Origin of the sequence: Duganella callida, from assembly GCF_004614165.1 — a bacterium.
GTDB classification, from domain to species: Bacteria; Pseudomonadota; Gammaproteobacteria; order Burkholderiales; family Burkholderiaceae_D; genus Rugamonas; species Rugamonas callida.
This window is the reverse complement of sequence record NZ_SPVG01000234.1, coordinates 1-14,510: the sequence shown is the minus strand read 5'-3', so window position 1 is coordinate 14,510 and position 14,510 is coordinate 1. Positions and strand designations below refer to the sequence as shown.

Annotated in this window: 13 protein-coding genes; all 13 read right to left on the bottom strand. The window is 68.6% G+C overall.

Features of this window, described 5'->3' with window-relative positions; genetic code table 11:
* The coding region (locus tag E4L98_RS23645; protein WP_135203990.1) for a glycosyltransferase family 4 protein at positions 1-1,021 on the bottom strand (1,021 nt) is incomplete at its 3' end.
* Positions 1,018-2,214, bottom strand: a complete 1,197-nt coding sequence (locus E4L98_RS23640; protein WP_135203989.1) for a glycosyltransferase family 4 protein — start codon at positions 2,212-2,214, stop codon at positions 1,018-1,020. The genes E4L98_RS23640 and E4L98_RS23645, both read right to left, overlap by 4 nt.
* 33 nt (positions 2,215-2,247) lie before the next feature.
* Positions 2,248-3,351: a glycosyltransferase family 4 protein gene (locus E4L98_RS23635; protein ID WP_167761428.1), complete on the bottom strand. Its 1,104-nt coding sequence runs from the start codon at positions 3,349-3,351 to the stop codon at positions 2,248-2,250.
* Positions 3,352-3,373: 22 nt separating this feature from the next.
* On the bottom strand, positions 3,374-4,417 hold the full coding sequence (locus E4L98_RS23630) for a glycosyltransferase family 2 protein (protein WP_135203987.1): 1,044 nt from the start codon (positions 4,415-4,417) through the stop codon (positions 3,374-3,376).
* A complete protein-coding gene (locus E4L98_RS23625) occupies positions 4,414-5,937 on the bottom strand; it encodes an O-antigen ligase family protein (protein ID WP_135203986.1) in 1,524 nt (507 codons plus the stop codon). Before E4L98_RS23625 ends, E4L98_RS23630 begins: the two co-directional genes overlap by 4 nt.
* Positions 5,937-7,160, bottom strand: a complete 1,224-nt coding sequence (locus tag E4L98_RS23620; RefSeq protein ID WP_205746820.1) for a Coenzyme F420 hydrogenase/dehydrogenase, beta subunit C-terminal domain — start codon at positions 7,158-7,160, stop codon at positions 5,937-5,939. The genes E4L98_RS23625 and E4L98_RS23620 overlap by 1 nt, the downstream gene beginning before the upstream one ends.
* Positions 7,138-8,319 (bottom strand): polysaccharide pyruvyl transferase family protein, encoded by a 1,182-nt coding sequence (locus E4L98_RS23615; protein WP_135203985.1) that lies wholly within the window; start codon positions 8,317-8,319, stop codon positions 7,138-7,140. The genes E4L98_RS23620 and E4L98_RS23615 overlap by 23 nt, the downstream gene beginning before the upstream one ends.
* Positions 8,320-8,322: 3 nt before the next feature.
* A complete protein-coding gene (locus E4L98_RS23610; RefSeq protein WP_135203984.1) occupies positions 8,323-9,609 on the bottom strand; it encodes a lipopolysaccharide biosynthesis protein in 1,287 nt (428 codons plus the stop codon).
* Positions 9,610-9,674: 65 nt separating this feature from the next.
* Positions 9,675-10,361: an exosortase-associated protein EpsI, B-type gene (gene epsI / locus E4L98_RS23605; RefSeq protein ID WP_135203983.1), complete on the bottom strand. Its 687-nt coding sequence runs from the start codon at positions 10,359-10,361 to the stop codon at positions 9,675-9,677.
* Positions 10,358-11,260 (bottom strand): exosortase B, encoded by a 903-nt coding sequence (gene xrtB / locus E4L98_RS23600; protein WP_135203982.1) that lies wholly within the window; start codon positions 11,258-11,260, stop codon positions 10,358-10,360. Before xrtB ends, epsI begins: the two co-directional genes overlap by 4 nt.
* Positions 11,261-11,265: 5 nt before the next feature.
* A complete protein-coding gene (epsG, locus tag E4L98_RS23595; RefSeq protein WP_135203981.1) occupies positions 11,266-12,138 on the bottom strand; it encodes a chain length determinant protein tyrosine kinase EpsG in 873 nt (290 codons plus the stop codon).
* Between the two features lie 16 nt (positions 12,139-12,154).
* Positions 12,155-13,567, bottom strand: a complete 1,413-nt coding sequence (gene epsF / locus E4L98_RS23590) for a chain length determinant protein EpsF (RefSeq protein WP_135203980.1) — start codon at positions 13,565-13,567, stop codon at positions 12,155-12,157.
* Positions 13,568-13,627: 60 nt separating this feature from the next.
* Entirely contained in the window at positions 13,628-14,416 is a 789-nt protein-coding gene (epsE, locus tag E4L98_RS23585) for a polysaccharide export protein EpsE (RefSeq protein ID WP_135203991.1), read from the bottom strand.
* Between the last annotated feature and the right edge of the window lie 94 nt (positions 14,417-14,510).

The following is a 14,510-nucleotide window of genomic DNA, read 5'->3' as shown; positions in this document are numbered from 1 at the left end:
GCCCCATGGCGCGCGCGCGCGCCGGATCGGCCAGCGCCGCGCCCACCTGCCGCGCCATCGCGGCCAGGTCGTTGGGCGGCACCAGCCAGCCGGTCTCGCCCTCGATCACCAGCTCGCGGTAAAACAGGAAATCGAACACCAGCGCCGGCAAGCCCATGGCCATGGCTTCCAAACAGGTGCCCGGCAAGCCCTCGTAGTATGAGGTCGACACGTACAGCTTGCTGCGGCGGTAATAGCCGGCCATGTCGGCGAACGCCACCTTGCCGGTCAGCTGCACGCCGGGCAGGCCGCCCAGTTCGGCCTTGACGTAGGCGTCGTCGTCGCCGTAGCCGACGATGCAGATGCGGATGCCGGGCTGCTCGCGCACCAGGCGCTGACACAACTCCACCATCGGCCGGCTACCCTTGCGGCGCTCGATGCGGCCGCAGAACAGCACGTCGATGTCCTGCACCGCCGCCGGGTCCGGCACGAACAGCGCCAGGTCGACGCCGTTGGGAATGATGGCCATCGGCCCGCGGTAACCGTAACGCAGCACTTCCTGGCGGCCCTGTTCGGACAATGTGATCACGCTGCGCACGCGGCGGAAGATGAAGTGCTCCATGCGCATCTTGATCCACAGCGACAGCGCGCCCCACTGGCTCTGGAACAGCGGCTGGTCGTAGTAGCGGCCCGACATGCCCAGGTAGGTGGTGTGCGCGGTCAGCAGCACCGGCACCTCGCGCGGCAGGAACAGGCCTGGGATCAGCGGCGGGAAATGGAAATTGACGCCGCTGATGCGGCCCTCGGCGTACAGCTGGCGCAGCAGCCGGCGCACCTTCAGGCTCCACTCGATCAGGCCGAAGCGGCCGGCGCCGATCGGGATATGGCGCAGTTCCACCCCCGGATAGCGGCGTTCGCTCTGTTGCTGGTCGCCGGTCAGCAGCAGCACGCGCTGGTCCGGCGGCAGGTTGGCCAGGTAGGAATCGAGGTAGCGGGCGATCCCGCCCACGCCGTAAAACTGTGGATAAACAATGGCGATCATGCGCGACTCCCGAAAATGTGATGCAGGTCCGCCACCAGGCGGTCCCAGGTAAAGTATTCCAGCACGCGTGCGCGCGCCTGCGCGGCGATGCGCTGGCGGCGCGCGGGCTGGTCCAGCAGGCCGTCGACCGCCGCGGCGATGGCGGCCGCATCGTCGGGCGCCACCAGCAGGCCGGTGTCGCCATCGCGCAGCAGCTCAGGGATGCCGCCGACAGCGCTGGCCACGACGCAGGCGCCGGACGCCATCGCTTCCAGCACCACCAGCCCGCTCGGCTCCTGCCACACTGACGGCACCAGCGCGACGTCGGCCGCCGCGTACAGGTATCTAAGCTGCTCGTGCGGCAGATAGCCGGTGAAGATGATGGCGTCGCGCACCGGCGCCGCCAGCGCCACCAGGCGCTCGACGTAGGGGGTGCTGGCGGCGCCGGCGAAGAACGAGGAGCCGGCGATCACCAGCCGCGTCGCGGGCCGGCGCGCGTGCAGCTGGCGAAACGCCTCGATCAGCACGTGCACGCCCTTGATCTCGACCAGCCGGCCGACGTACAGCAGATACTGCAGCCCCGGGTCGGCCGGCAGCACCGCCGCCAGCCGCTGGCGCGCCTCGGCGCCGTAGGGCCGGAACACGGCCGGATCGGTGGCGTTGGGCACCACCGCAAAGCGCGCGGCGTGTTCGGGGAAATGCGCGAGCGCCTGTCGGCGCAGATAGTCACTGATGAACACCACGCGGTCGGCGCGCGCCAGCGCGCGCCGGTAGAACGGCCGGAACAGGCGCAGCGACAGGTGGTCGTTATGCATGTGCAGCACCAGCCGCTGGCCCGGCCGCGCGGCGATGAAGAACAGCAGGTTCGGTTCGTTGTGGATGTTGACGATGTCGGCGTGCAGCGCGCGCACGGCGGCGCCAGCGCGACGGCCGTAGGACCAGACGTTCTGCAGTTTGGCCGCATAGCGCAGCGGATTGCGCCAGGTGACGCGCTCCTTGAGCCGCGCCCACCAGCGCTCGGCCGCGGTCCACGGGATCGCCACATGCCGCAGCGGGCTGGCGACGCCGTCGCCGGCCGGGCGCGAAATCACCGTGACCCGGGTCTGCCCATCCTGCAGGCGCGTAAATGTTTCCTGCACCCAATGCTCCACCGCCCCGCCCTGCACTGCCGGCACCGGCAACAGTTCCGGCACCACGACCGCAATCGATACCACCGCTTGCTCCTTTTTTGCTTGATGACCGCCGGCTCAGGCCAGCGACAGGTATTGGGCATGGGCCCGCGCAATCGTGGGCCACTGGTATTTGGCGCTCTTGTCGGCCAGCTCGGCGGCAAAGCGCGCGTAGTCGGCGCGCATGCGGGCGATGGCCTCGGCGAACTCGGCGGCTGGCGCGCGGCCGGCCGTCAGCAGCCCGGACCAGTCGCGCAGGGTTTCGGCAAAGTCGCCGATGTCGGTGGCGATGAACGGTCGGTCGAAGGCCATGGCCAGCTTGATCACGCCGCTGGTGGTGCCTTCCAGGTACGGCAGCGCCACCGCGTGCGCGGCGGTGAAGTAGTACTGCACGCGCTCGAACGGGATCAGGTGGTCGTGCATGATCACATTGGGCGCGTCCTTGTAGCGGTCCAGCTCGGCAGCGGCGGCGGCCGGCAGCGTGCTGCCGCGCCCGCCCGCGACGACGAACTTGATGTGCGGCTGGTCGCGCATCAGCGCGCTGGTGCGCAGGAATTCGAGGATGCCCTTGCGCACGTCGATGTGGCCGAAGAACAGCACCACGAAGTCGTCCGCACCGATGCCCGGCAGCTCGGCGCGCGCCTGCTCGCGCGTCAGCGGCCCCAGGCGGAAGATGTCGTAGATGCCGTGCGGCACCAGCAGCGGTTCGGTGCGCACCCCCATCGCGCGCAAGCCCTCGACGCTGCGCTGGGAATGCACCACCAGCTTGTCGAAGCGGCGGTAGAACCAGGCACAGACGCGGCGACTCCACGGCTTGGGCTCGTGCGGCAGCAGGTCGTGAATGGTCAGCGCCATGCGGATGCCGAACAGGCGCAGCAGCATCACCAGCCAGCCCTCGAGCAGCGGGTACTTGAGCCACGACTGCCACAGCACCAGCTCGGGCCGGGTCCTGAGCGTGTAGGCCAGGTAGCGCAGGATGTCGAGCGGGTACTGGCGCGTGCGGCGGAACACGCTGACGTGCGGGAAGCTCACCTGGTAGCGCGCCGGATCGTAGCTTGCGGCGGTTACCAGGGTGACGTCGGCCAGCTTGTCGAGCTCGCGGCACAGCGAGACCGCGTAATCGGTCAGGCCACTGTTGCCGGTGAAGGACACCACGTGGATGCGGCGGGAGGAAGTGATCATGGACATTATCCGGGAAAAAAACTCAGGTCTGGCGCTTGCGGGTGCTGAGGCCGCGCGGCGGCAGGCCCAGCAGTGCCACCAGCGACCATTTGATTTCAAAGAAATCGCGCCGCAGCGCCGCCCGCGCCAGCTCGGCCAGCATGCTCAAGTACAGCAGCGGCAGGCGCGCCGGGAAGAAGCGCCGGGTGAACTTCAGGCGGTTGTGCTGCAGGTAGTACAGCGCCGTGGCCGACAGCTTGCCGCGGCCGCCGGTGCCGATCGAGCCGCCCTCCTTGTGGTAGACCAGGCTGTCGGGCGCGTACGCCAGGTGGTAGCGGCCGGCCGCGCGGCAGGCCCAGTCCAGCTCCTCGAAATAGAGGAAATAATCCTCGGCCATCAGGCCGATCTCGCGCAGGAAGGCGTCGCTGACCAGCATCGAGGCGCCGGCCACGTAGGCCATGCGGCGCTCGATGGCGGCGGCGTCCAACGGCGCGGCCGCCGGCTGGTTGGCGGCCAGCGGCAAGGCGCGGCAGCGCCACGGATTGTAGGCGCTGCCGCCGGCCACCTGCACCACCTGCGCCGCGTAGTAGTGGCGCAGCGTCGAGCCGGCGATGCCGGCGCGCGGGTCGTCCTGCATGCGCGCCACCAGCCGGCGCAGGGCGTCGGCCTCGATCACGGTGTCGTTGTTGAGCAGCCAGTAGTACGCGTAGCGGCCGCTGGCCAGCGCGTAGCGCAGGCCGACGTTGTTGCCGCCGGCGAAACCGAGGTTGCCGCCGGTGTCGATCAGCGTCAGCGGCACGTCGCGCGGCGGCGGCTGCAGCGCCTGGGTCGCGTCCAAACGCAGATAGTCGACCGGCTTGGCCAGCGGCGTGGCGCGCAGGCGCGCGAAGCCGGCATCGCCGCCGGCCGCCAGCCGGCCCGCGGCCCACTCCTCGATGCGCTCGAGCGAGCCGTCGCTGGAGGCGTTGTCGCAGACGATCACGCGGAAATCCGGGTAATCGCTGCGCAACAGGGTTTCCAGGCATTCGATGGTGTCGGCCCAGCCGTTCCAGTTGAGCAGCACCACCGCCACCGGCGGCGCGCTCATTGCGCCCCCCGGTCTTGTTCACGGCGCTGGGCCTTGAGCACCAGCAGCAGCGCGCACACCAGCGCCATGTAAAACAGATTGAATTCAATCGACAGCACGGCGCGCGTGGCCAGCGTGCCGATCAACGACACCGCCAGCACGCGCGCCATCAGCCGCGGGCCCGGAGCGGTCTCGACGAACGACAGCCGCAGGCCCATGCCGATAAAGCCGAGCAGCACGCCGACGAACAGCAACAGCCCCGGCACGCCGGAATCGAGCGCCATGGTCAGGTAATAGCTGTCCACCGAGACGCGGCCCTTGCTGGCCTTGAAGCCGACCTGGAAGTTGCCCATGCCGGCGCCATAGCCGAGCACCGGCTGCTTTTCCAACTTCGGCAGGCCCATCTGATACTGGATCACGCGCGCGGTACTGCTGCCGCGCTCGTACGCATTGCGGCCCTGCACCAGCTCGGTCACCACCGGCACCGCCGCCAGCGCCACGGTGATGATGCCGATCAGGCCGATCAACGACAGCAGGCCGCGCGCCGTGAAGCCGCCGCGACCGCGCAGGTTTTCCAGGAAATACAGCACCAGGGTCAGGCCCAGCACGGCGCCGCTGGTCAAAATCGCCGAGCGTGTGCCCGATAGCAGCACGCCGGCCATGATCGCCGCCAGCGCCACCGCGCCGGCCACCTTGTTGCGCTGGCGCGTGCTGTCGAACAGCAGGAACACCGCCATCGGCACGATCATCATCAGGAATTCGGCCATCACCATCGGGTGCTCGAACGTGGCCTGCACGCGGTTGCCGCCGTCGCGCAGCTTGTCGGCCAGCGCGGCCGCCACCACTTCATTGTCGGCCGACACCAGCTTGGAAAACAGGTTGTGGCCGACCACGCGCTCGACCCCGCCCAGCAGCGCCACCAGCACCGCGCCGCCCACCAGCAGCTTCATGACCGCGGCGACGTCGCGGCGGTCGCGCAGGCTGGACAGCGCGACAAAGAACACCAGGTGGAAATTGAACACGCTCCAGCCATACTGGATGAACGAATACACCGGCTGCTCGGACGCCAGCGCGCTGGCCAGGCGCCACAGCAGGAAGCCGACCAGCAGCGCCAGCGGCAGGCCGCCGGCGCGCCAACGGCGCATGAAACGCTGCGCCAGCACCGGCGCGGTGAACATCTTGTACAGCCAGTAACCGAGCAGCAGCAGCGACAGCATGCGCTTGGGCTCGATGCCGGGCAGGCCGCTGGTGCTGAACACCACGTACGACGGCCACAGCATGGAGGCCAGCAGCACCCCCACCAGCAGCAGGTTCAGGCGCGCGGCCGGGTCGTCGGCGCTTTTCGGCGCGGCCCACACCAGCACCAGCACCAGCGGCGTGGCCAGCAGCACCATGGCGCGCACCGCCGTGCCCGGATCCAGGCCGATCAGCGCGCCGACCACGAACGCGGCCAGCACGATGCCCAGCAGCACCATGGCGCCGGCCAGCAGGCCGGCCAGCTTGCCGCGCTTGCGGGCGGCCGAGAAAGTCGTCGCGCTCATCACATCCCCGACGGTTGGCGGTTGAGGGCCAGGCGCTTGACCATGCCCAGGAAATTCTTGGCGTTGGCCTTGAGGCCGCCCATCCAGGCGGTGCGCTGCAGGCGCAGGCGGCGGTAGGCCGGCGCCGGCCGGCCCATCACGCGCAGCGCCAGCACGCGCGCCAGCACCATCTGCTTGCGGTTTTCCTGGTATGGCTGCATCTTGCGGATTTCTGCCACCGCCAGCGGCGCCACCGCCAGGTAGCCGGCCGCCACCGCCTCGTCCAGCAGGCGCTCGCCGGCGCCGGTGCGCGACAGCACCAGGCTGCGGCCCTCCTGCTCGGCGAAGTCGGGGTAACCGTCCTTGCCGTACCAGGCGTCGGCGCACACCACGTCGGCGAATTCGCCGATGCCGTCCGGGCAGATCTTGCAGCGCGCCTGCAGGTGGCGGTTCAGCACCGTGCCCCAGGAGGTGGCGTAATCGGTTTCGTGCACGGCGCCGGCGTGGGTCTCGACCCGCGTCATGCCGGGCCAGCCGTTGCCGCGGTAGGCGAAGCTGCGCACCTCGGCCGGCTGCACCTCGAAACGCTGCAGGATCGCCTCGGTGCCTTTCATGCTGGGCACGCCCGCGCACATGAACGACAGCATGTAAGGCACTTTTTCGCCGACCTGCGGGTTGTGCGCCGCGTATTTGCGCAGCGCCGCCACGTCGCACGGCTTGCCGACAAAGGCGAAGCGGCCCGGCCGCGCCAGCAGCGCGTCGATCGCCGTCAGCGGCGCCGACGGCGCGTAACGCGAGCCGGCGTTGGCCAGCACCTCGGCGCGGTTGGTGCTGAGCTTGATTTCATTGACCAGCGGCTCGCGCAGCGAGGCGCCGATGTGCAGCACGTAATCGACCTTGCCGCTTTCCAGCAGATAGCTGAGCAGCGCCGAAATCGCCCCGCCCGACGAGCCGCCGTGGCGCAGCGCCGGATCACGCGCGTAGCCGGTGCGCACCGCCACCAGCGGGCCCCACAGCGGATCGTAGGCGGCGGTGTCGCGCTCGTGGCGCAGGCCGACGCCGGGGCAGACCGCGCGCACCAGCGCGTCGTCGGCCGCCGTCATCGGCTGCAGCACCACCGGCCGCAGGAAGCCGTGCGGGTTGAAGGCCATCTTGGCCTTGCCGCCGGTGACCGACTCGCACAGGCCGCAGCCGGTACACAAGCCGCCCGCGGCGATGCTCTCAAGCAGGGGTAGTTTGGCCACTTAGTTTCCTCAGCGTTTGTTCGATAAAGTCTTCGTAGCGGCGCAGCTTGGTGTCAGCGATCGCGTTGCCGCGCTCGACCGCGGCGCGCAGCGTGGCGCGCTGCTCCAGGCCGCCCAGCACCTGCTCCAGGATCTGCTCGGCGCTGGCGGCCTTGCAGTCGCCGTAGTGCGGGTACTCGAGCGCCGTGAACAGGCCGTTGAACTTGCGGCTGTAGGCCAGCGGCACCACCGGCACGCCGCTGGAAAACGCGGCGATGCAGGCGTGCATGCGGGCGCCGGTGAAAAAGTCCATGCCGGCGATGAACGACTTGGCCTCGCTCGGCGAACCGAAGCGCGGCGCCAGCCGCAGCGCCGGGTAATCCTGCTGCAGGCGCTGCGACACCAGGTAGTCGTCCTCGACCGGCATGTCGTGCGCCAGCACGTGCGGCACCAGCCAGACGTCGCAGTCGCCGCGCGCCAGCAGGCGCTCGATCATCTGGCGCGTCATGGCGGTGTAATCGAGGCTCAGGCCGAGCTCGTTGGCGCCGGTGTAGCCGCCGTTGTACAGCAGGCCCGAGACGTTGATGCCGACCTGCAGGCGGCCGTCGGCGCCGCGCGCCGGGCGCTGGAACGGCAGCCGGAACGCCACGTCCACCACCTCATCGGCATGCGCGGTCAGCTGGTGCTGACGCAGGTAGCCGAACGACAGGCCGTCGCGCGCGAACACGCGGCTGCAGCGGCGCAGCACGGCGTGCGCCATCAGGCGGCTGACCGGGCGCTCGAACGGACCGATGGTTTGCGGGCTGAGCACCAGCGGCCGGCGCTTGAGCAGCGCCACCGCCTTGGCGAACACCTGCATGCGCAGGCGCGGCATGCCGTAGATGTCGGTGAAGCTGTCGCCCTCGCCGATGTCGAACACCACGTCGCATTCGCCCAGCTGTTTGGGGAACGGCGAGAGGCCGGCCAGCGTGCGCTTGATCGAGATCGGCGCGCCGCGCTCGAGACGGTCGTCGCCGGCAAAGTAATTCATGCCGCCGGTGGTGCCGAACACGCGGAAGCGCACCGCCACGCCGGCGCGCTCAGCGGCCTGGCGGATCAGCGCGATTTGCGATTCGGTCAGGGCGCCCACGCCCAGGTTGTCCGAGCTGGTCGAATGCCATAACAGTCCGATAAGTAGCATAGTTTAAATTCGCAGTATAAAGAATGCGGCGCCGAGCACGCCGCAGGTCAACACAAGGGATACAGCACTGAAACCGGTGGGCGCGCGCTGGCCGCGCAGCGCCGCGCCATACATGGCCAGCAGCACCAGCGCCGCCAGCGACAGCGACATCAGCATGCCGGTCAGCGCATAGCGGCCGATCAGCAACGGCGCGCTGCCGGCCAGCAGCGCCAGCGACACCATCTGCGCCCACACGCGCACGCGCTGGGCGCCGAACGCGGTCAGCAGCACGCCCTGCGACGCCGCCAGGTAGCGTAGCAGCATCAGCAGGCCGATATACGGCCACAACGGCATCAGCTGGTCGTAGCGGCTGCCGTACAGCAGGCCGGCCACCGGCCCGCCCAGCAGGGCGAAGCCGACCCAGCCGGCCACGCCCAGGCCCAGCATCTTCAGGTTCAGCTTGCGCGACAGGCGCGCCAGTTCGGCCGGCCGGTCGAGCTGGCCGGCCAGCGCCGGCAGGTAGACATTGCCCAGCACCGGCGCGAACTGCATCGCCCCCTGCAGGAAGCGCATGCCGGCCTGGTACACGCCAACCGCGGCCGGTCCCAGGAAGTAGTGCACGATCAGGGTGTCGACCTGCTGGATGAAACTGGTGAAGCCGAAATCGACCGCGTAGGCCCAGCCGTCGCGCAGGGTCAGCAGCGCGCTGCGCCAGCCCAGCCCCTGCAGCGCCAGCACGCCGAGCTCGCGGCGGTAGCCCAGCCACGACCACAGCAATCCCAGCAGGCGCGACGCCACGAAGCCGGCACCGATCGTTTCCAGGCTGGCGCCGCGCAGCGCCAGCGCGCACACCAGGGCGAAATGCAGCAGCGAGCTGCCCAGCGCGATCCGGGTTTCCTTGTGAAACTTGCCGATGCCGCGGAACGCGGTCAGGAAAAAATCGCCGAACGAACCCAGCATGCAGGACGCCAGTAGCAGACTGAACAGCAAGGCGTCCGGGCGGCGCGCCGGCAGCACGGCGAAATAGCCGAGCGCCAGCGCCACCACCACCAGGCTGAGCACGAGTTTGGCGACCCAGACCCGGCCCATGATGCGCGGCGCCTCGCCCGGCGCGCGGCCGATCTCGCGCAGCAGCTGCGGTCCGAAGCCGTATTCCAGCGGCAGCAGGAACACCGAGGCCAGGGTGAAGTTGTAGAACAGCCGGCCGAAATCGGCGGGCCCGAAGATCCGCGCCAGTGCGATGAACAGCACCAGCGAGGACAACAGGCGTACCGCGGTCGAGGCGGCCATGAAACCGGTATTTTTAAACATGCGTGTTCGCCATCATGAGAGTTGCCCAGCGCCGAATTCCCCCCGTCGGCGGCGGTGCCGTCCCGTTACGGCGCGTCCGAACCGATCAGCCTCTGCCGTGCGGTCGGGCTGACATGCGCCAGCATGTCGTTGACAAACCGTTGCTGCAAACCATACGCGTGCGGCGCGTCGGTCTCGATCGATGACACCCGCACCAGCATGCCGTCCGGCACCTGTCCGGCCAGGCCGTAGCGCAATTGCTGCAGCTTCTGGCTGACGCCCGGGTCGATGGTGTGGTTGCCCACCGTGATCCAGTAGGTGATCGGCTCCACCCGCGCGCCTTGGCTGGCCACCAGATGGCGCACCGGCAACGCGCCATACGGCGTGCTCAGCCTGGCCAGCTGGTTGCTGTTCATGTTGAAGCCCTGGGCCACGTAGCAGACCTCGGGCCGGTGCACGGCCATGTTGCTGCTCTGGTCGCCGCCATAGGCGATCGACAGCATCACCCGTTCGCCGGCGCGGTTGACGTAGGTGCGCGCCAGCGTCTGGTTGTAGATCTTGTTGAGCGCTTCCTGCGTGGCCGGGTCGACCTTGAGCGGCACGATCGAGCGGTCGATTTCCCACTCGCCGAACGCGGCCGGCACCAGCGCCTCGAGGTCGAAGCGGCCCTTTTGGTCGGCCATGTTGACGGTCGGCGTCAGCGCCCGCGTGCCGACCGCGGTCAGCAGCATGGCCACGCCCAGCACGATGCTTGAAATGGTGGTCTTGTTCATGCGGCCTCCCGGGTCCGGCGCTGGCCCCACACCTTGGCCAGCCACAGCAGCAGACGGTCCAGGCTGACGATCAGCAGCAGCGCGCTGATGAACAGCACCATGCCGGCAAAGCCGTGCAGGAAGCCCTGGCCGGCGGCGTCGCCGAAATAATAGGTGATCAGCACCAGCACCATCACCCGGATCACGTTGGCGGTGAACGAAATCGGGATGATCAGCAGCGCCAGCGCGATGTTGCGGAAACCCACCGTGGTGCGCGCCACGTTCAGGTACAGCAGTCCCAGCGCCTCCAAGGTCAGCAGCGTCTGCAGGCCGGCGCAGGCGTCGGCCACCAGCAGCTGGTACTGGCCGATCTGCAGGATCACGCCGGTGCGGGCGATCGGGTAGCCGGCGGCGTACAGCAGGGTCTCGGTGACGTAGGACACCGCCAGCTTCATCGGCAGCGTCAGCATGCTGACCACCTCGCCCGGCAGCGGGATCAGGAACAGCATGAAGAAGAACGGGAACCACAGCACCTTGAGCGCGCGGCCGCCGCGCAGCACCAGCAGGATGGCGGCGCCCAGCACGATGAACGAGGCCATGGCGAACGACATGATCTGTTGCGAGCGGCCCAGCATGTACAGCAGCGCGCCCGGCACGAACCAGACCCAGCCCCAGACGCTGCCGCCGCGGCCGGCGGTGGCGCGTTCCATCTGCGGCCAGCCGCGGTAGATCAGCCACAGCGACAGGCACAGGATGATCGGGCCGTGCGCCTGTTCCTCGGTCGACCACATGCCGCGCAGCAAATCGTACAGCAGCGGCACGAACAGCAGCAGCAGGCCGGCCAGCGCCGGTCCCCATTCCAGCAGTTGCGGCCGCAGGCTGCCGCTGTGCGGCGGCGCCTGCTTCAATTGCGCTTCCATGCCCATCAGAAGTCCACCATCACCGCGCCTACCACCTTGGCGCCGCTGTGCGACAGTTGCTCGGTCATGGCGTCGATGTCGGCCACCAGCGTGTGGTTCTTGCGCGCCACCAACAGCACGCCGCCGGCGCGCGCGGCGATCGCCAGCGCGTCGGCGCCGACCGAGAACGGCGGCGCGTCGTACAGCACGATGTCGTGCTGCGCCTCGAGGTTCTGGCTCATCGCCTGGAAGCCCGAACGGCTCAGCAGCTCCTGCGGGTTGGGCGGCAGCGTGCCGGCCGCCAGCAGCGACAGCGACAGGAACGCCGGGATGCGCTGGATCACGTCCGGGCCGGCGCGTCCGGCCAGCGCGTCCGACAGGCCCTGGCGCCCGGTGACGTTGAAGGTGCTGTGCTGCGACGGCGTGCGCAGGTTGGCGTCCACCAGCAGGGTGTTTTCGCCGAGCTGGGAAAACACCACCGCCAGGTTGGCGGCAAAGATGCTGACGCCGTCGCCGGCGTTGATGCCGGCGATCGCCAGCGACTTGTGGCTGGCGAACCAGCGCAACATCAGCTGGCTGCGCACGGCGCGCAGGGTTTCCACCTGGGCGCTGAACGGTTCATAAGCGGCCACCAGCAGCGGCGAATAGCTCGACTCGCCCTTTTGCAGATACGGGTAGTCGAACTGGCGCGCCAGCACTTGCTGGATATCGGCCTCGGTGATCAGGCCCAGGCGCTGGGCCGCCTCGCCGAAGCGGATCCCCAGTTCCTTTTGCATGCGCAGCACGCGTTCGGCGTTTTCGGGCGAAATCTTGCCCGATTCCAGCAACAGACCGCCGATGCTGGAATCGGCGCGGCCGCCGCTCGGCGGCACGGCGGGGGTGGAGAGAACAGAATTCATAGGGCTATCCATCGTATTAGTTCAGTCGCAGGCGGGAAGAAGGAGACAGCAGTTTCTTGATGCCGCTCGGGCGGCGCGCGTTTTCCTGCCAGTTGATCACGCCCAGCACCGGCGCCTGCAGCGCCTCGGCCAGATCGCTCTCGGAGCGCACGCGGCGGTCCAGCATTTCCGCCAGCAGGCCGAAGCCCAGGCCGAGGAAGCCGCCGAGGAACACCGACAGGATGGTGTTCAGCACCAGCTTGGGCGAGGCCGGCTCGATCGGCGCCACGGCCGGATTCAGCATGGCAATGTCGGACTGGTCGGCCTGGCCCTCGATCTTGGTCTGGGCGGTGCGCTGGGCGGTGGCGTCAAACGCGTGCTGCGCGCTCTCGACATCCTTCTGCAGCACATTCATCTCGTCGCGGGTGCGGTTCAGCTCGAGCACCTTGTTCTTTTGCTCGGTCAGCGCACTGCGCAGCGCCGCCTCGCGCTGCTGCAGGATTTCCGCGTTGTTGCGCACGCTGTTGGAGGTGACCCGCATCTGCGCGGCCAGCTCGGCCTTCATCTTGTCCACTTCCGCCTTGGCGCTCTGGTATTGCGGGTGGTTCTTGTCGAGCCGCTCGCCCACCTCGGCCAGCTTGGCCTCGGCCGCCGTCAGCGAGGCGCGCAGATTCTGGATCAGCGGGTTGCCGATCACGTCGGGCGATTCCAGCGCGTTGCCGCCGACCGCCATGCGCTGGCGCGACTGCGCCTCCATCAGCTGGCCCTGGGCCACCACCAGCTGGGTCGACAGGTCGTTCAGGCGGCCGGATTCGACGTCCAGGCGGTTGTCGACGCTGACGATGCCGTGTTCCTGCTGGTACTTGGACAGGCGGCTCTGGGCCGCTTCCAGCGCGTCGCGCAGCAGCTTGGTCTGCTCATCGAAATAGGCCGAAGCCTTTTTCATCGGCTCGACGCGCAGCTGGATCGACACCTTCTGGTATTGCTCGGCAAAGGCGTTGGCGATCGCCGCGACGAATTGCGGGTCGCTGCCCTTGAAGCTGATTTCCACCACGCTGCTTTCACGCGACGGCGCGATGTCGAGCTTTTTCAGCAGCAGGTCGGCCAGCCAGTCGCGCACCGTGCCCTTGCCGTCCGACGATTCGTTGAACTGGGCGATCACCGCCGGGTTCTGCGCCAGGTGCAGCGCATCGACCACGCGCAGCGCCACGTTCTTGCTGGTGATGATGTCGATCTGGGTGGCCATGTAGCCCGGCATCAGCTGGCCCGGCATGGCCAGCCCGGTCAGCGGGTCCACGCCCTTGTAGTTGAGCAGCACCGAGGCGGTGGCTTTATAGGTTTTCGGCAGCAGCAGGCTGACCACGACCGTGGTCAACACCGTGATGGCCAGGGTCAGCAGGATGACCCGCTTGCGCGCGCGCAATATGAGAAGAAACTGGGCAAAATTCATGATCGGGCTCTCGGATGTCAGTGATCGGCGGCCGGCGGCGGGATGCGCCCGCCGGCGGGCTTAAAACAGGCTTTCCTGGACATACACCACGTCGTCGGGACGCACCAGGTCGTCGGGCTTGGCGCTGATCACCTCGATCTTGCCCTGCTCGTCGCGGCGCTTGATGCGGATGCCGCGCTCGGTGCCGCGCTGGGTCAGGCCGCCGCCGGCCGACAGCGCCTGCAGCACGGTCATCGCGCGTTCCAGCCGCAGCGGGCCGGGCCGCTGCACCTCGCCATAGATATAGAAGCGCGGCGCGCGCTCGACGTACAGCACGTCGTTGGCCTGCAGCTCGACATCGCGCGCCAGCTGGCCCTGGCGCGCGATGTCGACGATGTCGATCTGTTCGCGCACCGACTTGCCGTCGGCCTTGCGCAGCAAGGTCACGACGTCGCCGCCATCGACCGCGATGCCGCCGGCCAGCGCCAGGATGTCCATCAGCGAGCGCTTGCCGTCGACCGGATAGCGGCCCGGGCGGTTGACCTGGCCCAGCACCGACACCTGCAGGCTTTGCAGCGAGGTGACCACGATGTTCACCTGCGGCTGCTTGACGAAGCCGCCGTTCTGCAGCAGCTGCGCCAGCTTCTTCTCGGCCGCCGCCACCGGCAGGCCGCCGACGCTGACCACGCCGACCAGCGGGAAGGTGATGGTACCCTGCTCGCTGATGCGGGTTTCCAGCGACAGGTCGGGATTGTTGTACACCAGCACCTTGATCAAGTCGCCGGCGCCCAGTTGCACATCGGCCGCCTGGGCGCTGCCCAGGCCGCACAGCAGGGTCAACGCCGCCAGCCATAGTCCGAGTCGTTTCATCATGTCGTGATCCTTTTGCAAACGGGTTATTTCAGGCCGGCCACGCCGCGCGCGGTGGCGTCGGCCGGCTGCTCGGCGGCGGGCGCCGCGGGGG